The organism is Nakamurella alba (assembly GCF_009707545.1).
Lineage (GTDB): Bacteria > Actinomycetota > Actinomycetes > Mycobacteriales > Nakamurellaceae > Nakamurella > Nakamurella alba.
The window spans coordinates 227,720-247,375 of record NZ_WLYK01000006.1 but is presented as its reverse complement, the minus strand read 5'-3'; the positions used below and the strand labels follow the sequence as shown (position 1 = coordinate 247,375).

General features: G+C 71.0%; 20 protein-coding genes. 13 read left to right on the top strand and 7 right to left on the bottom strand.

Annotation, left to right across the window (positions count from 1 at the left end; genetic code table 11):
* The first annotated feature begins 3 nt into the window (after positions 1 to 3).
* Together GIS00_RS29025 and mftM are read left to right on the top strand one after the other, a co-directional pair.
* Positions 4 to 1,515: a VWA domain-containing protein gene (locus tag GIS00_RS29025; RefSeq protein WP_322098031.1), complete on the top strand. Its 1,512-nt coding sequence runs from the start codon at positions 4 to 6 to the stop codon at positions 1,513 to 1,515.
* Positions 1,512 to 2,447: a mycofactocin oligosaccharide methyltransferase MftM gene (gene mftM / locus GIS00_RS28670; protein ID WP_154769490.1), complete on the top strand. Its 936-nt coding sequence runs from the start codon at positions 1,512 to 1,514 to the stop codon at positions 2,445 to 2,447. Before GIS00_RS29025 ends, mftM begins: the two co-directional genes overlap by 4 nt.
* Positions 2,448 to 2,464: 17 nt before the next feature.
* Here mftM and GIS00_RS16270 read toward each other — a convergent pair whose 3' ends face one another.
* The 3 genes from GIS00_RS16270 to GIS00_RS16260 are packed head-to-tail and all read right to left on the bottom strand — an operon-like array spanning position 2,465 to position 5,726.
* Entirely contained in the window at positions 2,465 to 3,124 is a 660-nt protein-coding gene (locus GIS00_RS16270; RefSeq protein WP_154769489.1) for a MadR family response regulator transcription factor, read from the bottom strand.
* A complete protein-coding gene (locus GIS00_RS16265; RefSeq protein WP_322098030.1) occupies positions 3,121 to 4,527 on the bottom strand; it encodes a MadS family sensor histidine kinase in 1,407 nt (468 codons plus the stop codon). The genes GIS00_RS16270 and GIS00_RS16265 overlap by 4 nt, the downstream gene beginning before the upstream one ends.
* On the bottom strand, positions 4,524 to 5,726 hold the full coding sequence (locus GIS00_RS16260; protein ID WP_154769488.1) for an iron-containing alcohol dehydrogenase: 1,203 nt from the start codon (positions 5,724 to 5,726) through the stop codon (positions 4,524 to 4,526). Before GIS00_RS16260 ends, GIS00_RS16265 begins: the two co-directional genes overlap by 4 nt.
* 355 nt (positions 5,727 to 6,081) lie before the next feature.
* Here GIS00_RS16260 and GIS00_RS16255 point away from each other — a divergent pair, with 355 nt between their 5' ends.
* Complete coding sequence (locus GIS00_RS16255; protein WP_154769487.1) at positions 6,082 to 6,696, top strand: acetate uptake transporter; 615 nt, start codon at positions 6,082 to 6,084, stop codon at positions 6,694 to 6,696.
* Here the strand turns inward: GIS00_RS16255 and mftE are convergent.
* Genes mftE through mftR form a run of 4 tightly spaced genes read right to left on the bottom strand, consistent with a single transcriptional unit; the run spans position 6,600 to position 10,165 of the window.
* Positions 6,600 to 7,370, bottom strand: coding sequence for a mycofactocin biosynthesis peptidyl-dipeptidase MftE (gene mftE, locus GIS00_RS16250; RefSeq protein ID WP_322098029.1), 771 nt, complete (start codon positions 7,368 to 7,370; stop codon positions 6,600 to 6,602). The genes GIS00_RS16255 and mftE overlap by 97 nt on opposite strands.
* Positions 7,363 to 8,784 (bottom strand): mycofactocin biosynthesis glycosyltransferase MftF, encoded by a 1,422-nt coding sequence (mftF, locus tag GIS00_RS16245; protein ID WP_154769486.1) that lies wholly within the window; start codon positions 8,782 to 8,784, stop codon positions 7,363 to 7,365. Before mftF ends, mftE begins: the two co-directional genes overlap by 8 nt.
* Positions 8,781 to 9,584 (bottom strand): SDR family oxidoreductase, encoded by an 804-nt coding sequence (locus GIS00_RS16240; RefSeq protein ID WP_154769485.1) that lies wholly within the window; start codon positions 9,582 to 9,584, stop codon positions 8,781 to 8,783. Before GIS00_RS16240 ends, mftF begins: the two co-directional genes overlap by 4 nt.
* The gene (mftR, locus tag GIS00_RS16235; protein ID WP_154769484.1) at positions 9,581 to 10,165 is read right to left on the bottom strand and encodes a mycofactocin system transcriptional regulator; all 585 of its coding nucleotides are present in this window, start codon (positions 10,163 to 10,165) and stop codon (positions 9,581 to 9,583) included. The genes GIS00_RS16240 and mftR overlap by 4 nt, the downstream gene beginning before the upstream one ends.
* Positions 10,166 to 10,382: 217 nt before the next feature.
* Here mftR and mftA point away from each other — a divergent pair, with 217 nt between their 5' ends.
* From mftA to GIS00_RS16190, 10 genes are all read left to right on the top strand, one after another.
* Entirely contained in the window at positions 10,383 to 10,511 is a 129-nt protein-coding gene (gene mftA / locus GIS00_RS27780) for a mycofactocin precursor MftA (RefSeq protein ID WP_230313683.1), read from the top strand.
* The gene (gene mftB / locus GIS00_RS16230; RefSeq protein ID WP_322098028.1) at positions 10,501 to 10,785 is read left to right on the top strand and encodes a mycofactocin biosynthesis chaperone MftB; all 285 of its coding nucleotides are present in this window, start codon (positions 10,501 to 10,503) and stop codon (positions 10,783 to 10,785) included. The genes mftA and mftB overlap by 11 nt, the downstream gene beginning before the upstream one ends.
* The gene (gene mftC / locus GIS00_RS16225) at positions 10,782 to 12,011 is read left to right on the top strand and encodes a mycofactocin radical SAM maturase (RefSeq protein ID WP_154769482.1); all 1,230 of its coding nucleotides are present in this window, start codon (positions 10,782 to 10,784) and stop codon (positions 12,009 to 12,011) included. Before mftB ends, mftC begins: the two co-directional genes overlap by 4 nt.
* Positions 12,008 to 13,234 carry a pre-mycofactocin synthase MftD gene (gene mftD / locus GIS00_RS16220; protein WP_322098027.1) on the top strand — a complete coding sequence of 409 codons (1,227 nt, stop codon included), beginning with the start codon at positions 12,008 to 12,010 and terminating at the stop codon, positions 13,232 to 13,234. The genes mftC and mftD overlap by 4 nt, the downstream gene beginning before the upstream one ends.
* Positions 13,235 to 13,426: 192 nt before the next feature.
* Positions 13,427 to 13,993: a nuclear transport factor 2 family protein gene (locus tag GIS00_RS16215; protein ID WP_154769481.1), complete on the top strand. Its 567-nt coding sequence runs from the start codon at positions 13,427 to 13,429 to the stop codon at positions 13,991 to 13,993.
* Positions 13,993 to 14,814, top strand: a complete 822-nt coding sequence (locus tag GIS00_RS16210) for an alpha/beta fold hydrolase (protein WP_154769480.1) — start codon at positions 13,993 to 13,995, stop codon at positions 14,812 to 14,814. Before GIS00_RS16215 ends, GIS00_RS16210 begins: the two co-directional genes overlap by 1 nt.
* Positions 14,811 to 15,731 carry a DUF1028 domain-containing protein gene (locus GIS00_RS16205; protein WP_154769479.1) on the top strand — a complete coding sequence of 307 codons (921 nt, stop codon included), beginning with the start codon at positions 14,811 to 14,813 and terminating at the stop codon, positions 15,729 to 15,731. The genes GIS00_RS16210 and GIS00_RS16205 overlap by 4 nt, the downstream gene beginning before the upstream one ends.
* Positions 15,728 to 16,696: an LLM class flavin-dependent oxidoreductase gene (locus tag GIS00_RS16200; RefSeq protein ID WP_154769478.1), complete on the top strand. Its 969-nt coding sequence runs from the start codon at positions 15,728 to 15,730 to the stop codon at positions 16,694 to 16,696. Before GIS00_RS16205 ends, GIS00_RS16200 begins: the two co-directional genes overlap by 4 nt.
* Positions 16,693 to 17,868 (top strand): M20 metallopeptidase family protein, encoded by a 1,176-nt coding sequence (locus GIS00_RS16195; RefSeq protein ID WP_322098026.1) that lies wholly within the window; start codon positions 16,693 to 16,695, stop codon positions 17,866 to 17,868. The genes GIS00_RS16200 and GIS00_RS16195 overlap by 4 nt, the downstream gene beginning before the upstream one ends.
* Before the next feature lie 88 nt (positions 17,869 to 17,956).
* Positions 17,957 to 19,633 (top strand): ABC transporter substrate-binding protein, encoded by a 1,677-nt coding sequence (locus GIS00_RS16190; RefSeq protein ID WP_154769477.1) that lies wholly within the window; start codon positions 17,957 to 17,959, stop codon positions 19,631 to 19,633.
* The last annotated feature ends 23 nt before the right edge of the window (positions 19,634 to 19,656 follow it).

Genomic DNA, 19,656 nt, shown 5'->3' with positions numbered 1-19,656 from the left:
GCCGTGGAGGAGGCGCTGCTCGGGTTCATCGCCTGCCTGCGCGGGCAGGGGGTGCGGGTCAGCACGGCGGAGGCGGTGGACGCCGCCCGGTGCGCGGCCCAGCCGTCGATCCTCGGCGACCGGGTGCGGCTGCACGCGGCGCTGCGGGCCGCGCTGGTCACCAGCGCGTCGTCGGTGAGCACCTTCGACGACGTCTTCGCGCTGTACTTCTCCCTGCGCCCGGTCCCGGTGGCTTCCCGGGCCGGGGAGGTCGCCGCCGCCGACTCCGATCTGGGCGGCACAGCCGGCGAATCCGGCGAGATGGAGGACTTCTCGCTGGTCGACGGCACGGAGGGGGCGCCCCCCATCAGTAACTCTCCGTCCGCCGAGTCCGACATGTCGCAGTACTTCGATCCGGAGGCGCTGTCCGAGGGCTACAACCTGGACGACGACGCCGACATCGTGAACCTGGCGTCGATGACCGACGAGATCTCCTTCTCGCCCGGCGGTGGCAGGTCCCGGTCCCAGGGGATGAAGGTGCAGCTCGACGTCTCCCGGACGCACGGCATCGACGCGCCCGGATCGCTCAGCCCGGCCACCGGGACAGCGATGGACCTGGATCTCACGGACGACGAGGAGGGCCGGCTGCTGCGGTGGCTCGGCACCGGTCCGAGCGGCGGTGCGCCGCGGGAGGACGACGCGATGATCCGCGGCCTGCTGGACCGGCTGCCGGAGTACCTGGTCGAGCACCTGCGCCGGCTGGCCGACCTTCGCCGCACCAGGGACGTCGTCGACCACGCCCGGATCGCCGTACTGGACGAGGTGAGCGTGCTGGAACGGCAGAAGCTGGAGGAGTCGCTGCGCCGGATCGCCACCACGCTGAAAGGCGGCCTGGCCCAGCGCCGGAAGGTGGACCCGCGGGGGCGGGTGGACCCGGCCCGCACCGCCCGCCGCTCTCTGCGCTACGACGGAGTCCCGTTCCGGCCGGTCACCGTGGCCCGGGTCCGGGAGCGGTCGAGAGTGGTCGTGCTGGCGGACGTCTCGCTCTCGGTGCGGGCCACCGCGCGGTTCACCCTGCACATGGTGCACGGCATGCAGTCGATCTTCGGGCACGTCCGCACCTACGCCTTCGTCGACACCGTCCGGGAGATCACCCAGCTCTTCGCCCACCACCCGCTCGAACACGCCCTCGGCCTGGTCTTCGGCGGTGACGTGCTGGACACCGACGCGAACTCCGACTACGGCCGGGTGTTCGAGGACTTCCTCGCCGACAGCGGATCCTCGTTGGACCGCCGCACCTCGGTGGTGGTGCTCGGCGACGGCCGCAGCAACGGGAAGGACCCGCGGATGGACGCCTTCGCCGAGATCGCGCATCGGGCCCGGCGGGTGGTCTGGCTGACCCCGGAACCGTCCTACTCCTGGGGCCTGGGCACCTGCGATCTGCCGAAGTACGCCGGCCTGTGCGAGCGGGTCGAGGTGGTGCGCGACCTGTCGGCACTGGAGCGCACCTCCCTGGACCTGGCGTTGGCCACGTGAGCGCCGATCCCGCCGAGGTGGTCCGCCCGATCGACCCGTTGGCGCCACTGCAGCACGGTCGGTACGTGGACGACCTGGTCACCGTGGTGCGGGATCCGGTCACGCCGCCGGCACACGGGTCCAGGGTCGCCGTCACCGCGCACTTCGAACTGTGGCGTGACGGCTCCCGGCTGGTGGTGCGGCACCATGTCCCGGACGGCCGGATCGATGACTCGCTCACCTCGCTGATCGACGCCGAACTGTTCGCCCCGGGGTGGGCGAGCGGCAGCGACCTGTTCGAGCGGATCTTCACCGGCATCGTGCTGACCGCCCGGCCGGATCCCCTCGACGCGTGGATCCTGTTCTACGACCACACGTTCCGCCGGATGCGGGAGCACCGCCGGCGGCATCGCGACCGGCCGGCAGCAGGCACCGGCGACGCGGTCGAGGAGTTCGCCGTCATCCATGCGACCGCGGACGGCCTGGTGCCGCCGGACGCCTCGGTGCTCGAGATCGGCGCCTGCTTCGGCTTTCTCGCCCTGCACCTGGCCCGACTGCCCCGGCGGCGGGTGGAGGCCTGCGACCTGACCCCGGGCACCATGCGGTTGCTCGGGGTGCTGGCCGACCGTCTCGGCGTCCCCGTGCGCACCTTCGTCGCCGATGCGGCGCGGGTCCCGCGCCCGGACCGCAGCGCCGACGTCGTGCTGCTGGTGCACCTGCTCGAGCACCTGGACGCCGCACACGGCCGGCGCGCGATCGAGGAGGCGCTGCGGGTGGCCCGGCACCGGGTGGTCATCGCGGTGCCGTACGAGCAGACTCCCAACGCCGCATTCGGCCATGTGCGCTGCATCGACCGCTCGGACCTGGACGCCTGGGGGGCCGCGGCGCAGGGCTGGTCGGCCCGGACCTTCGACGCGCTGGGCGGGTGGCTGGTGCTGGACCGGCTCCTCTGAACCGGATCAGACCCGGATCAGATCAGTCCCATCTTCCCTGCGAGGTGCACCGCCTCGGCGCGGCGGGAGACGCCGAGCTTGCGGAGGATGTTCCCGACGTGGAACTTCGCGGTGGTGTCCGAGATGAACAGCACGGTGGCGATCTCGCCGTTGGACAGACCGCGGGCCAGCAGTTCCAGCACCTGCTGCTCCCTGGCGGTCAGCTTCTTGTCGCTCTCCTGCGCGCCGGCATGGATGCCACGCACCATCGCCGCGGCACTACGGGCGTCGAAAGCACTGCCACCCCTGCTGATGTCGCGGATCGCCGAGATGAGCGCGGACGTGTCGACGTCCTTGACGACGTACCCGCGGGCGCCGTTGTGGATGGCGGAGAGCACCAGGTGGTCGTCCAGGAAGGTGGTCAGCACCAGCACCCCGAGCTCCGGGTGGGCGGCGATCAGCTCCGCGCACAGCGCGAGTCCCTCGGTGTCCGAGCCGGTGGACAGCTTGAGGTCCAGCAGCACGATCTGCGGCCGCACCCGGTCCACGACGGCCAGCGCATCGGCGGTGCTGGCGGCCTCGCCGACCACCCGGAGGTCCTCCTCGCGTTCCAGGATGGCCCGCAGTCCCTGCCGGACGATCGCGTGGTCGTCCACCAGCACGATCTCGATGGAACCCGTTCGGGTGGGAGTGCTCATGGTGTCTCCAGGATCTGGCCGGGATCGGTGGCGAACTCGGGGGGCCGCAGCCGGTGCAGCGGTAGTGGGATGCGGACCTCGACCCGCACCCCGCCGAGTCTGGCCCGGCGGAAAGCCAGTGTTCCGCCGAGCTTCTCGGCGCGGGTGGCCATGTTGGCCAGGCCGCGGTGCCGACCGTCGGCGACCGCCTGCCGTTCGAGTCGGAGCAAGCGACTGAGCGCGACCGGGTCGCCCTTGCCGTCGTCGGCGACCGTGAGCACCACCTGGTCCGCCCGGTAGCGCAGCCGGACCACCGCCCGATCGGCGCTGGAGTGGTTGGCGATGTTGAACAGCGCCTCACCGGCGATCCGTGCCAGGTCGTGGTCGGCGGCCGCGTCCAGCGGCGCCGGATCACCGGGGCTGCCCTCCACCTTGACCTGCACGTGCAGCCGCGGCCGGTAGTGGGCGGTCAGCTCGGAGAGCAGGTCGGACAACGAGGCCGGTGCCTCCCCGCTGGTCGCGTGGTGCAGGGCGTAGATGGCGTCGCGAAGCTGCTGGATCGCCTCCTGCGTCAGCCCTTTCGCCCGGTCCAGCTCGCGGGTGATGCCGGACGCCGCCGGTCCGACCGCCGCGGCCTCGCCGCGGGCGATCTCCACCGCCATGCCGGCCGACAGCACGTACTGGCTGACGCTGTCGTGCAGTTCCCGGGCGATGCGGTGCCGTTCACCGTCGAGCAGCTCGCGCTGGTGGGCGGCGGCCAGCCGCAGCTCGGTCCGCCGTAGCTCGTTGGTGCGGGCGGTGAGATCCAGTGCCTGGGCCGTGGCCTCGTCGTAGAGCTGCTGCGCACGGCGGTGCAGTTCGAGGCCGGCCTGGTACTGGTCGGAGGTGTGCAACGCCACCGCCGCCTGGTTGGCGAGCACCCGGAGCACCGACAGGTCGCCGGGCTCGGGCGCCGTCGGCAGCCCGTGCATCGCCACCAGGCCACCGACCAGCTTGCCCTCGAGCGTCATCGGCACCCGGACCCACGGGCTGTCCGACCGGGCCGGGCGGCTGAGGCCCGCCCGGATGGCACCGAGTTCGAGCCGGACGGTCTGCATCAGCCGGCCCTCGTCCTCCCAGGCATCGCCCCGGCCGTCGACGGCGACGAAGCGGGGCCGGGCCCGGAGCAGCGCACCGTCGCAGAGCCCGAGCAGCACCCACGGCGCCGCAAGGTGCTCGCAGGCGGCGCGGGCGATCTCCTCCAGCAGGGACCGCGGACCCTCCACGGTGCGCACCAGCGCCCGGGAGATCGAGTCCAGGGCGCGGACGGTGTGCTGCATCCGTTCGTCCGACCGGATGTATTCGCGGTAGTACGACCGCTTGCCGGACCGGACGCCGGTGAGCTTCTCGATGTCACCCGGGGTCGGCGACAAGCTCTTTGTCACAGGGCATCCCGCAGCATCCGCTCGATGTCGGCCAGGTCCGCCGTGCGTGGGTTGGTGGTGAGGCAGGCGTCGTCCAGGGTGGACAGGGCGAGCCGGGCGATGTCGTCCTCGCCGACCCCGAGCGCGCGCAGTCCGCGGGGCACACCGACCTCGTCGGCCAAGCGGCGCACGTAGGCCGACAGCATGTCGGCGACCTCGTCACCCGGCACGCCGTCCACCGGCAGTCCGACTGCACGGGCCAGGTCGACGAAGCGTTCCGGGGTGGACTGGGCGTTGTAGCGGATCACGTGCGGCAGCAGGATCCCGTTGATCAGCCCGTGCGGAGCGTCGAGCAGCCCGCCGACCTGGTGGCTCATCGCGTGGGTGGCGCCGAGGATCGCGTTGGTGAACGCCAGGCCGGCTTCCAGGCTGGCCTGGGCCATGGGCCGGCGTGCCTCCAGGTTCCGCGGGTCCCGGATGGTCTGCGGCAGGTGGTGGCTGACCAGACGGACCGCGTTCAGCGCGTGCGAGTCGGCCAACGGGTTGTGCGCGAGGGAGACGAAGGCCTCGATGCCGTGCGTCAGTGCGTCGAGACCCGTGGTGGCGCTGAGCCATTCGGGCATGGTGGTGAGCAGTGTCGGGTCGGTGATCGAGATGTCCGGTACCAGCGCCCGGCCCATGATGGTGATCTTGACCGACCGTACGGTGTCGGTGACGATGCAGAACTGCGAGACGTCGGCGCCGGTGCCCGCGGTCGTCGGGATCATCAGCAGCGGCGGGATCGCCCGCGTCACCTGGTCCACCCCGGCGAAATCGAGGATGGATCCGGCATTCCCGGACAGGATCGCGATGCCCTTGGCGGCGTCCATCACCGATCCGCCGCCGATGGCGACCAGGACATCGCAGCCGCTCGCCAGGTAGTGGTCGAAGCCGTCCGAGATCTCGGTGTCCTTCGGATTCGGCGTCAGATCCGACCACACGGTCGGCGTCAGCCCGGCGTCACGCAGATGCCCCAGCAGGGCATCCACCCAGCCGGCGCCGATCACCCCGGCATCGGTGACCACGAACGGCCGACGGGCTCCGAGCCGGACGGCCGCGAAGCCTGATTCGCCGAGAGCACCGACACCGAATACGATCTCGGGCGCGTGGAACTTCACCACGGAGTGCAGGGTGCCGGCCGCACCGGTCGATGCGGGCACTCCGTCGTGCCCGATGGTCATGCTGTTCACCTCCGGGACCGCCTCCGTCGTCGTCCTGCCGTGACCGGTGGTGGAACGGGGCCGGCCGGACCGGGGTGCTGCCGTATCCGGCGGACCGCCACTGCGCCGTGCCGGTGTCCGAGGTACCGAGACTACGCCGCCACCCCGCTGCAGGAACGCTGCGTGCGGCGGGGTGGAACCTGCCCGATCGGGTAGGTGGTCGCCCGCGGACCTGTTCCTTCGGCGGGACCGTTGCCCGTCCGTCCCCTCCATCCGGAGCGGGCCGGTCCGACCGTTCCGGATCCCGGACTGCCGGAGCTGCCCGCACGGTGGCAGCGTCCCGGTTCACCTGTCCCGTATCGCAAAGGAGCGACCCATGACGGACACCTTGCCCGCCCCAGCCACCACGGCCGCCGCTGCGCCGGCCGCACCACCGACCTGGGGCGATCCGCTGCCGTTGGGGCTGGCCAGCTTCGGCATCTCGGCGCTCGTGCTCGGGGCGGTGAACGCAGGCTGGGTGGCCGCAGCGGCGACGCCGGGCGTGCTGGCCCTCGCCTTCGCGCTCGGCTTCCTCACCGAGATCGTCGCCGGGGTGATCCATTTCCGGCGTGGGGAGCAGTTCGCCGGCGTCGTCTTCACCACCTACGCCGGGTTCTGGCTGTCCTTCGGCCTGTTGGTCTCGGTGTTCCTGCCGCAGGTGCCGGACGCGGCCGCGGCGAACGACATCCTGGCCTGGTTCCTGTTGGCGTGGACGGTGTTCACCACTTACATGCTGCTCGCGGCAACACGGACCACTCGCACCATCACCCTGATCTTCGCGCTGTTGACCGCGACGTTCTGGATCCTGACCATCGCCACGTTTGCCGGCAACGCCGGGCTGGCGCAGTTCTCCGGCTACGTGCTGGTGCTCGACGCCGTGGTGGCGCTGTTCCTGTCGGCCTCGGCGATCGTGAACGGCACCTGGGGGCGGACGGTGATCCCGGCGCCCTGAAACAGCGCGTGCACCGTCGTCAGCAGTGGCCGCAGCATCTGGTGGAAGATGCTGCGGCCGTGTGCCGCGGTGGCGTGGGTGGGGTCGCCGAGGATGCCGTTGGGGGCGACGGCGGCGGTGCCGCCGGCGCGGAGTGCGGGCATGAGATCGCTGATGGGGGTGGTGTTCCCGGGTGCGGCGAGGTCGGTCCGGACGAGGTGGGGGTGCAGGTGCAGCAGCAGGGAGGTCTCGTGATGCCCGGCGTGGGGGTCGGCGTCGGGGTGGGTGGCGTGGTGGACGTGGACGCTGCGGCCCTCGTAGGTGAGCAGGGTGACGGCTTCCCGGAGGGCGTCGTGGTTGCCGCCGTGGCCGTTGATGATCAGGACGTGTGCCCAGTGGCGGGTGGCGTGCCGGACGAACTCGACGACGATCTGGGTGAGGGCGGGGGTGCCGATGGACAGGGTGCCGGGGAAGTGTTCGTGCTCGCCGCTGGCGCCGACGGGCTGGGCGGGGGCGAGCCCGGTGGCGGGGAACAGTTGGTGGGCGGCGTCGGCGAGGGCCTGGGCGATGAGGGTGTCGGTGCCCATGGGCAGGTGCGGGCCGTGTTGTTCGGTGGAGCCGATCGGCCAGAGCAGCAGGGTCCGCTGGGCGGCGGCGATGTCGGGCCAGCGGGCGTGGTGCAGCGGTTCAGGCACGCCGCCACCTGCCGATCCGGGGCAGGTCGCGGATGCGGGGGCGCAGCGGTTCGGTGGTGCGCTGCTGGACGGCGCCGTGCCAGACGCCGATGCTGTAGGCGAGATCGTCCAGGGTGCGGGCCAGCAGTGATCCGGGAATGTGGGTCAGGGGGCGTTTCTCGCGGATCTCGAGTGATGTCAGGTAGGCCAGGCCCGCGGCGGCGGCCAGGGCGAGGCGCCCTCCGGTGCGGGGATGCGCCAGCGCGACCGCTGCGGTGAGTGGCCACAGGGGGCGGATGAGCCAGCGGCCGAGGGCGCCGGCGGCGCGGAGGTGTCCGGTGGCGGCGAGGCGGCGGGCGTGGGCGGGGGACAGGTCGGGCATGCCCCAGGGGGCGATGGCGATGGCGGTGGTGGCGGCGGCGAGGGCGGCGCCGGCGGCGGGGTGGATCAGGATGGCGGCGGCCCAGGGGGCGAAGGACCAGGCGGAGATGTCGACGTGGCGCAGGGCGCCGGGGTGGCGGCGGCCGAGGTCGGCGGCGGAGCGGCCGTAGTCGACGCGGCGGGCCAGTGCGGCGGTCAGGGTGCCGCGGGGGCGGTGGGCGACGGCGATGTCGGGGAGGTAGCGGATGCGGCCGTGGGTGGCGAGGCGCCAGACGAGGTCGACGTCCTCGCCGACGTGCATGTCCTCGTCGAACCCGCCCACGGCGCGGAAGGCGTCGGTCGCCACGAGGAGGGCGGCGGAGGGGACGTAGGAGACGGGCAGGCCGATGCCGACGTCGGAGGGGGTGCCGCCGAGATCGAGGGCGCAGACTTGTTGTTCGAACCAGGCGGAGGTGCCGGTGCCGGGCAGGGCGTGGATGCGCGGTGCGGCCAGCACCACTTTCCCGGCGCCGGTCTGGTCGGTGTGCTGGATGTGGCCCAGGAGCCGGTCGATCCAGTCGGGGTCGGGCAGGGTGTCGGCGTCCAGGAATCCGATCCAGCCGGTGGTGACGAGTGCGGCGCCGGCGTTGCGGGCGGCGGCCGGGCCGCGGGAGGTCTCGTGGCGCAGCACGGTGGTGTGCGGGCGCTGGTCGGCGAGAACGGCGAGGGGGGTGGGGGATCCGTCGTCGACGATGGTCACCGGCAGGTCGGCGGGCAGCCGGGCGAGCAGGGCCCGGAGCGGGTCGGGGTGGGACCGGGCAGGGATGACCAGGGTGACGTCGTGGTGCCCGGCGGCCGGTGGGGTGGGGGCCTGAACCAGGCCGGCGGTTTCCAGGCGGCGCAGCACCTCGGTCATCGCCGCCGGCAGGTCGTGCCCGGGGCGGTCGAGGACCTTCTCGCGGAGCAGGCCGGAGCCGGTGGGGGTGAGGGTGATGAGACGGTAGGGGGCGCCGCCGGCCAGGGTGTGGCGGTCCAGCCACCGGGTGCCCGGCGTCAACGACCAGGTGCTGGTCATCCGACGAATCCTCCGTCGACGTGGATCGCCGCGCCGGTGATCGCCGACGATGCGGGACTGGCGAGGAAGGCGACGGCGGCGGCGATCTCGGAGGGTTCCAGGATCCGTTGCAGGCGCTGGTGGGGGGCGAAGGCCTCCTTGTCGGGCAGGCCGTAGACGTGGGCGGAGTGGTCGAGCAGGGCGGAGCGGGTGGATCCGGGCAGCACGGCGTTGGCGGTGACGCCGTGCGGGCCGAGATCGGCGGCCAGGGCGCGGATGTAGCCGAGTGCGGCGTGTTTGGCGGCCACGTACCCGGCGAGGCGTGGTAGGCCGGTCTGGCCGGCGGTGGACACCACAGCGACGAACCGGCCGTGCCCGCCGGGGGCGTGCAGCAGAGCGGGGACGGCGGCGCGGGCCAGGTTGGCCACGCCGTGCAGGTTGACCGACAGGTCCAGGTCCAACTCGGCCGGGGTGAACTCCCACGCCGGTTTGTCGGCGCCGATGATCCCGGCCACCGCGACCGCGGCCTGCAACCGGCCTGCCGGCACGTGTTCCAGCGCGGCGGACACGGCGGCGGCGTCCCGCACGTCGACCGGCAACGCCACCACGGCGGCGCCGAAATCCTCGCACTGCAGGACGGTGTCGGTCAGCTCGTCGGCCGTGGCCAGCCGGTAGCCCAGGCCCTCGATCAGGTCCGGCGACGGTGTGTCCAGCAGCAGCAGGTCGAACCCGGCCACCGCCAACTGCCGCGCCACCGCCCGCCCCATCCCCCGGGCCGCCCCGGTGACGACCGCCCACGGCCGACTCCTGTCGTTCGTCATGCGTTCTCCCCACTCGTCGGGCACACGGTCTCCAGGGACTCACGCAGCAGCGGCAACAGGTCCGAGTCCCCGTCCGCCAGCCACTGCTCGTACGCGGCGATCGAGGCCGCCAACGCCACATGGCCGAGCGTGCGAGGACGCAGGTCCTGCTCGATCCCGCCGAGCCGCCGGGCGGCGAAGTTCGCGATCACGGCCCGCCAGGCAGCGTAGCGCAACGTCGAGTACGCCTGCAGCGCAGGCGAATCGAGGATCACCGCCATCCTGATCCGCAGCGATGCGGTGGCCGCGTCGTCGAAGGTGTTGAAGTCCAGCACCGCGTCGCGGATCGCCGTCGACACCGGCACCTGAGGTGGGCAACGGTCGAACCAGGCGGTGAACTGCTGCAGTTGTCCGTCGAAATCGCCCCACACCACATCGTTCTTCGACGGGAAGTAGCGGAAGAAGGTGCGCCGGCCGATCCCCGCCGCCGCGGCGATCTCGTCGACGGAGGTCACGTCGAAGCCCCGATCGGCGAACATGACCAGGCAGATCCGTTCCAGCTCGGCCCTGCTGGTCACCGCCGGCCGCCCGGTCTCCGCCATGCGCTCCTCCTTTCGGCGACGATGCCCACGGGGTGACCTGACCGATCGGGCAGGTCGTGTCCCGTCATCCCGGACGGGACCGGTGAGGGTCGACATCCGTTCCACGACAGATTATCTCAGACTTCCTTGACAATCGGCACCCGGTGCCAATTAGGGTCCGGAGGAACCGGTCGCCGACCCGGCCCCGGCCTCATCCGGACCCACGTCAGGGGAATCCATGTCCGACACCGCAGTCGCCCCCGTTGCCACCGACCAGAACGACACCGAGACCGACGAGTCACAGTTGGTCGTCCAGGACCTGCTCGTCGAGGACGTCTCGATCGACGGTATGTGCGGTGTCTACTGACCTCTTCGACGCCGGTCGCGGTTACGAGCTGGATCCCTCCGTGGAGGTGCGGCCGGAGCCGTTCGGCGCGTTGTTGTACTCGTTCAGCACCCGTCGGTTGTCCTTCCTGAAGGACCCGACGCTGGTGACCGTTGTGCGGTCGCTGTCCCGGTTCCCGTCTGCCCGGGAGGCCTGTGTGGCGGCGGGGATCGATGATCCCCGTCGGCTGGCCTCCTTCGAAGCGGCCCTGGGGACGTTGACGGCGACCCGGACCATCAGGGAGCGTCACCGATGACCACCCTCGAACGACCGCCCGCGGTGCTGCCGCTGGTGGAGCACTTCTCCCGCGGCCTGGATGCGCCGATCTGCCTGACGTGGGAGCTGACCTACGCCTGCAACCTGGCGTGTGCGCACTGCCTGTCCAGTTCGGGCCGGCGGGATCCGCGGGAGCTGTCCACGGCGGAGGCGAAGGCGGTGATCGACGAGCTGGAGCGGATGCAGGTGTTCTACGTGAACATCGGCGGTGGGGAACCCACTGTGCGGCCGGACTTCTGGGAGCTGGTCGACTACGCCACCGCGCACAAGGTGGGGGTGAAGTTCTCCACCAACGGGGTGAAGATCAACCCGCAGGTGGCGCGCAGGCTGGCGGCCTCGGACTACGTGGACGTGCAGATCTCGCTGGACGGCGCGACCGCGGAGGTCAACGATTTCGTCCGCGGTCGCGGTTCGTTCGACACCGCGATCCGGGCGATGGAGAACCTGGCCGCCGCCGGGTTCGTGAACTTCAAGATCTCGGTGGTGTGCACCCGGCAGAACATCGGCCAGCTGGACGAGTTCAAGGCGATCGCCGACCGGTACAACGCGCAGCTGCGGCTGACCCGGCTGCGGCCGGCCGGCCGGGGTGCGGACGTGTGGGACGAGCTGCACCCGACCGCCGCGCAGCAGCGCGAGCTCTACGACTGGCTGGTCGCCAACGGGGAGAACGTGCTCACCGGGGACTCGTTCTTCCACCTGGCGGCATTCGGTGAGGCGCTGCCCGGGTTGAACCTGTGCGGGGCCGGTCGGGTGGTGTGCCTGATCGACCCGGTGGGTGATGTGTATGCGTGCCCGTTCGCGATCCACGAGAACTTCCTGGCCGGGAACGTCCGCGACACGGGTGGTTTCGCCGGGGTGTGGCGGACGTCGGAGTTGTTCACCGAGCTGCGCCGTCCGCAGTCGGGCGGTGCGTGTGCGTCGTGCTCGGCGTTCGATGCCTGCCGGGGCGGGTGCATGGCGGCGAAGTTCTTCACCGGTCTGCCGCTGGACGGTCCGGACCCGGAATGTGTGAAAGGCTACGGCGAGTTGGCGCTGTCGAAGGTGGAACCCGGTCTGCCACCGAAACCCTCGCTCGATCACTCGCACAGCAAGCCGCTGCGGAACGGTCCGGTCATGCTCACGCTGTTCCGCCGCACGCCGGTCTCCATGTGCGACGAGAGCCCGGTCGCCGGCATGCTTCCCGCGGACTCCGGGGTGCGGCGGTGAACCGGCCGGCCTGGTTGGCGAACCCGTGGAAGCCCAATCCGTGGTTCGAGTCGGTCGCGGTGGCGCGGGAGCGGGCCCGCAAGCGTTTGCCGGCGCCGGTGTTCGGCGCTTTGGTCGCCGGGTCCGAGCGGGGCCAGTCGCTGGCCGGGAACCAGGACGCGTTCCGGCTGATCGAGTTCGCACCGCACGTGGCCGGCCACCAGGCCGACCGGTCGATGGCGACACGGTTCCTCGGGCAGGACATCTCGCTTCCGGTGATCATCAGCCCCACCGGGGTGCAGGCCGTGCACCCCGACGGCGAGGTCGCCGTCGCCCGGGCCGCCGCCTCCCGCGGCACCATCATGGGCCTGTCCAACTTCGCCTCGAAACCGGTCGAGGAGGTCGCCGCCGCCAACGACAGGACCTTCTTCCAGATGTACTGGACCGGCGATCGCGACGTCATGATCCAGCGCATGCAACGCGCCCATGACGCCGGCGCGAAGGCGTTGATCGCCACCCTGGACTGGTCGTTCTCCATGGGCCGGGACTGGGGCAGCCCGGAGATCCCGGAGAAGGTCGACCTGCGCACCATGATCCGGATGGCGCCCAAGGTGATCACCAAACCCGGCTGGCTGTACGAGTTCGGCAGGTCGGGGAAGATCCCCGACCTCACCGCACCCAACCTCGCGAAACCCGGCGAGGCCAAGGGCCCGACGTTCTTTGGCGCCTACTACGAGTGGATGACCACCCCACCCCCCAGCTGGAACGACGTCGCCTGGATGCGGGACACCTGGGCACAGATCTCCGGCAAGCCGTTCATGATCAAAGGTGTCTGCCGGATCGACGACGCGAAGCAGGCCGTCGACATCGGCGCCGACGCCATCTCCGTGTCCAACCACGGCGGCAACAACCTCGACGGCACCCCTGCCCCGATCCGCTGCCTCGGGCCTATCGCCGACGCCGTCGGCCACCAGCTCGAGATCGCCCTTGACGGCGGCATCACCCGCGGCTCCGACGTCGTCAAGGCCCTCGCCCTGGGCGCCCGGACCGTGATGATCGGCCGTGCCTACCTCTGGGGCCTGGCCGCCAACGGCGAAGCCGGCGTCGGGAACGTCCTGGACATCCTGCGCAGCGGCATCGACTCCGCCCTCCTCGGGCTCGGCCTGAAATCCATCGACCAACTCACCCCCGACACCGTCGAGATCCCCGACGGCTTCCACCGCAGGCTGGGCGTCCCCGTCTGACGTCCCGATCGCTCCACCCGAAGGGCCCGGCCGCCACGGCCGGGCCCTTCGTCGTCCGGGCACCAGTGATGTGTAAGGACGTTACAAGAACGAAACCATGAGTGCCGGGACGGCGTTGTAACTTCATTACACCGAAGAGGCGGGCGCGTCGGAGCGCCGCCGTTGCGGATCATCCGATGGAGGAACACTGCTGTGACCCAGAACTTCTCGGCGGACGAGACCGAACTGCTGCGTCTGCACACCACGTGGTTCTACTCGAACTACAACGTCAACATCCCGCTGATGCGAACGGTGTTCCCGAGCGGCACCGACACCTACCTGATGTACAACCTGAACGGTCACCCGTACTTCGGCGTGGACGAGCTGGACGAGCTGTGGCAGTTCTACGCCAGGACCTCGACCTTCGGTCTCGCCGAGGACAAGGTGCTGCGGGTCGACGTCAGCGGGGACATGGGTTACGTGGTGTCCGAGGGGATCTTCCCGCACATCGAGCTGCGTGACGCGGACGGGAACGACCTGCCGGAGCCCGTGCACCACCGGCTCCGCTACCGGGCGACCGAGGTCTACAAGCGCAATGACGGCGAGGGCAACCCGACCTGGTCGATGTGGCACTTCCACTGCTCGCCGGCGCCCGACGGCGACGAGGTGCCGCCGAGCAAGACCATCGCCGAGGCCACCGATGCCCGGGGCCTGGGGCACACCACCTACAGCGGCCCGGTCCCGTACGAGCTGGACCTCGACACCGTCGGCGCCTCCTGATGCTGCGGTACCGCACCGTCGTCGCCTCTGGCAGCGGCAACACCATCTCGGTGATGGTGGTCGGGCCGGAGACGCCGACCACCAAGACGCCGGTCTGGTTCGTCCACCCGACGAACCTGCGCAAGGAGTTCTGGCTCGACGTGATCCGCGAGATCGCGGTCGACAGGGTCTGCTACGCCGTGGATTCCGCCGGCCACGGGGAGTCCTCGGACAGCGTTGAGTACGGGGTCGAGGCCTGGGTCGCCGACCACCGCGACGTCATCCTCGCCCTCGGCCTGGACCGACTGCACCTGGTCGGCGGTTCGCTCGGCGGCGCGATCATCGTCGGCCTCGCGGGTGAACTGCCCGAGGTGGTCACCGGGCTCGCGTCCTTCGGCGGCTGCCTGTTCTCCACCCCGGCGCCGCCGGGCGAGACCCCTGCGCTGATCGCGATGATGGAGGACCTGGGGGTGGAGAAGGCGTTCGAGCAGGTGGCCGTCGATGCGACGGCACCCGGCACGGCACCCGACATCCTTGCGACGGTGCACCATCTGACCAACCGGCACGGGCTGGACACCATCCGCGCGCTGTGGGGTCCGACCATCGCCTCCGACGCCTCGCGGTGGGCGCCGGCGGTCCGCTGCCCGGCTCTGATCGTCAACGGCGAGTTCGACGCCACCTGCACGCCCGCGCACGGCCGGCTGATGGCCGATGCGGTCCGCGGGACCTTCGTGGAGATGGCCGGTGTCGGTCACCTGCCGGCGCTGGAGGACCCGACCGGCACCCTTGCCCTGTTGCTGCCGCACCTGGACGCGGCGGAGCCCGGCGAGGCCGCGGCATGACCTTCACCGTGATCGCCCGCGACCCGGCGACCGGAGATCTGGGGATCGCGACCACCACCCACGCCTTCGGTGTGGGCCCGGTGGCCGACCACACCCGGCCCGGCGTGGGGGTGGTCGCCACCCAGTCGTTCGTCGAGGTGTCCTACGGTCCGCAGGGTCTCGACCTGATCGAGGCCGGCGTGCCGGTGCAGGAGGCGCTCGAGAAGCTGCTGGCGGTCGACGAGGCGCGGGAGATCCGACAGGTGGCGCTGATGGACGCGGCCGGGAACGTCGCCCACTTCACCGGCCGGCAGTGCGTGCCGTCCTGCGGTGCGGTGGTCGGCGACGGCGCGATCGCGATCGGCAACATGCTAGCCACCGACGACGTGCTGCCGTCCACCCTGGCCGCGGTCACCGGCGACGGTGACTTCGCGGAACGGCTGCTCGGTGCGCTCGACGCGGGACAGGCCGCCGGCGGCGACGCCCGCGGCACGATGTCCGCTGCGCTGCGGATCATCTCGGCGGAGCGGCCGGCCGGCTCCTGGCTCGGGACGTCGCTCGATCTCCGGGTGGACTTCGCGGTGGACCCGTTGGCCGGACTGCGCCGGGACCTGGCCGTCAAGCGGGCCTACGACATCTTCTTCGGCGCGGTCTTCGCGCCCGGCCTGGTCACCGGCTCCGATGCGGTGACCGGAGACGAGCTCGAGGCCGCGCTGGCCGCGCTGGCCGGCGCCCAGCGGACCCTCGGCGCGGACCGTGAGGCCACCCTGTGGCAGGCGGTGCTGCTGCTGCGGGCCGACCGTCGTGCCGACGGCATCGCCCTCGCCGCCGACGTCCTGCGCACCCGACCTGCATTCGCCCGCTTCGTGGACGGACTCCACGAGATCGGCACCATCGACCTCGGATCCGACGAGATCCTCCGAGAGGCCACCAGATGACCCACCCTGCCGTCGGTTTCGTGCTCGGCAGCAACTTCCACCCGTCCGAGCTGATCACCGTCTCACGCGCCCTGGAGTCGAACGGCTTCGACTCCGTGTGGTGCTCGGAGGACTACTTCCTCACCGGCGGGATCTCCGGCGCCGCCGTGGTGCTCGGCGCGACCGAGACTCTCAAGGTCGGGACCGGCGTGCTCTCCTGCTTCGTCCGGCACCCCGCGCTCACCGCGATGGAGACCGGCACCCTCAGCGCTGCCCACCCCGGCCGGTTCCGGCTCGGCCTGGGCAGCGGGGTGAACAGCTGGCTGGACCAGCAGGGCATCGGTCACGCGCGGCCGCTGGGCACCATGCGCGGCTACATCGAGTCGGTCCGGCTGCTGCTGTCCGGGGCCGAGGTGTCCGGTGAGTACGGCGGTTTCACCTTCGACAAGGTGCAGCTGGCGTTCCCGCCGGCCGAGGTCGCGCCGGTCTACATTGGTGCCACCGGACCGAAGATGACGGCCCTCACCGGTGAGATCGCCGACGGACTGCTGCTGTCGGTATTCTCCACCCCGGAGTTCGTCGGCACCCAGTCCGGTCTGATGGCCGCCGCCGGCAGCGGCGCGGACACACCGATCTCGACGTTCGCGCTGTTCAGCCTCGCCGACACGGTCGAGGAGGCCAGGCTCAAGGCCCGGCCGGTGGTCGCGATGTACCTGGCGGCCGGGGAGCCGGGGCCGATGACCGGGGCGATCGGGATCAACGAGGAGTTGGCCGAGCTGCGCAAGGGCGGCGCCGAGGCGCTGGCCCGGGACATGCCGGACTCGTGGATCGACGCGTTGACCATCAGCGGCGACCTGGACAGCTGCCTGCACCGGATGGCCGAGCTCGGCGCCGCCGGCTGCGGCGAGGTCGCCCTGGCGCCGATCTCCGTCGACACCATGGTCGAGGACATCGGACGGCTCGGCGCCGCGATGAAGACGTGGTGACCGGGGTGGTCCCTGCGCCCGACCTGGTCGCGCTGCGCCGACGGCTGCACTCCATGCCGGAACTCGCACTGGACCTGCCCCGCACGCAGGCGGAACTGCTCACTGCGCTGACCGGCCTCGAGCTGGAGATACGCTGCTACGAAAGCAGTTCGGCCATCACTGCGGTGATCCGCGGTGACCGCCCCGGTCCGACGGTGCTGTTGCGGGCCGACATGGACGCACTGCCGGTGCGGGAACGTGGCGATCTCGAGTTCGCCTCGGACAACGAGAACATGCACGCCTGCGGTCACGACCTGCACATGGCCGGGCTGGTCGGCGCGGTCCACGAGCTCGCCGGCCGGCGTGACGAACTGGCCGGCACGGTGCTGGCCGTCTTCCAGCCCGGCGAGGAGGGCGCCGGCGGGGCCCAGCTGCTGATCGACGAGGGCGTGCTGCTCACCACCGGTGAGCTGCCGGTGGCCTCGTACGGCGTGCACGTGCTGTCCTACTGCGAGCCCGGCACCTTCCAGTGCCGGGAGGGTGCCGTCATGGGTGCCACCTCGAACTTCACCCTCACCATCAACGGCCGCGGCGGCCACGCCGCCCGGCCGCACCAGGCGCTCGACCCGGTCACCACCGCGGCGCTGGTGGTCACCGCGATCCAGACCCTGGTGGCCCAACGCAGTTCGCCGGGCGACCCGATCGTCGCCACCGTCGGATCGCTCGTGGCGGGGACGGCCGGCAACGTCATCCCCGACGATGCCGTGCTGCGGATCAGCCTGCGCGCCACCACCGCGGAGCGGGCCCGGTCCACCGAGGCGCAGATCGTCGACATCAGCCGGTCCATCGCCGGCGCCTACGGTCTCACCGTCGACGCGGTGACCACGGCCGACCTGCCGCCGACGATCACCGACGCCTCCGGGGCGGTCCTGGTGGAGAAGGTGGTGGCCGACCTGTTCGGGCCGGAGAAGCACCGGGCAATGGCCTTCCCGGAGATGATCGCGGAGGACTTCTCGCTGTTCCTGCAGCAGACCGGCGGCGCCTTCGTGCTCGTCGGCGCCGCGGCCGGCCCGCCGCCGTACTCGGTGCTGCCGACCAACCACTCGGCCGACGTCCGGTTCGACGACTCGGTCGTCCCGCAGATCGCCTCCTTCCTCGCGGAACTGGCCGTCCGCCGGCTGCAGGAAGGCTGACCGCACCACCACGCAGTGAGTTGCCCTACCCCGCAGGCCGTCCCGGCCCGCGGGTGTCCCGTGCACGCCCGTTCCCAGGAGAATGCCCATGATCCGCCGTACCGCTGTCCGGGTCGCGAGGGGGGTCGCGGTCGCCACCGCGGCCGCCCTGCTCGTCGCCGGCTGTTCGTCCTCCAGCGAGACCTCCGGTGGTACGTCCGGGGCGTCGACCGGCTCGAGTGCCGCCGGCAGCGGCGCCTCGTCCGGAGGGGCCGCCCCCTCGAAGGACGTCATCATCGGCTACGGGGCCGTCGGCGTCCTCGACCCGATCGTCTTCAAGTCGAACACAGGCTTCATGATCACCAACAACATCTACGGCACCCTGGTGTCGCAGGAGTACACCGAGCAGGACGGACTGTTGGTCGGCGATGCGACCTACCAGCCCGAGCTCGCCGAGTCGCTCGAGTGGGACGCGGCCGGCACCCTGCTGACCATCACGCTCAAGCCGGGGCTGACGTTCCAGGACGGGACCCCGCTCACCGCCGAGGATGTCGTGTACACGCTGCAGCGCAGCCTGTCGCCGGAGAGCTACGCCAACGCGTTCAAGGTGTACATCGGCATCGAGGACGAGACGACGGACATCACGGCCGTCGACGACACCACGCTCACCATCGCCACGCAGTTCGAGGCGCCGCTGATGGAGAAGTTCCTGTCCTTCCCGATCTTCGGCATCCTGCCGAAGGCCGTGGGCGAGGCGAACAAGACCGCGGACGACCCCTGGGCCACCGCGTACTTCTCCAAGAACAACGTGTCATCCGGCCCGTACGTGGTCGAGAGCTGGCCCGGTGACGCGGAGATCGTGCTTGCCAAGAATCCGGCCTACACCGCGAGCGACACCTCGGCGGCGCCGGAAACCGTGACGGTGAAGAACGTCTCGGACCCGAATCAGCAGTACCTGGCGCTGCAGCAGGGTCAGCTGGACCTGGCGATGGGGCTCACCCCGAAGCTGGCCAAGCAGGCCGAGAGCGATGCGGCGGTCAAGGTGACTGCCAGCTCCGCCAGCCAGCTCGCCTACCTCGGCTTCAACAACGCCGACCCGGTGCTGAAGGACGTCAGGGTGCGCCAGGCGATCTCGTACCTGGTGCCCTACGACACGCTGCGTACCGAGGTCATGCAGGGCTTCGCGAACGACGCCTACGGCCCGGCGCCCTACCCGATGGCCTCCTCGCTGGATCCCGACGGCACGAAGGTCGCCTACCCGACCGACGTGGCGAAGGCGAAGGCGCTGCTGGCCGAGGCCGGCGTGTCCGACCTGACGCTCACCCTGTCGGTGAATGCCGCCGATCCCACCTCGGTGGAGTCCGCCACCTTCATCCAGAGTGCGCTGCAGGAGGGCGGTGTCACGCTGAACGTCGAGCAGCTGCAGAGCTCGGAGTACACCCAGAAGCTGGGTGAGAAGCAGCTGCAGATGTTCCTCGGCGAGTGGTACTCGTGGGGCCAGGACGCCGTCTACCAGATGTTCTTCCTGCTCAGCTCCGGTTCTTTCGTGAACTACACCGGGTTCGACAACGCCGAGATCGACAGCACTCTCACCGAGGCGATCTCCGAGGCCGACGTGGCCACCCGGGACGGGCTCTCGCAGACGGCGCAGCAGATCGCCATCGACGAGGCGCCGATGGCCTACCTGTACGCCCGGAACTACCTGGTGGTGTCCAACCCGAACGTCAGCGGGATCACCCAGCCCGACGACGCACTGCCGTACTTCCGGTACCTGTCCGTCCAGTGATCCGCTCCGCAGGTGCCGCCCGC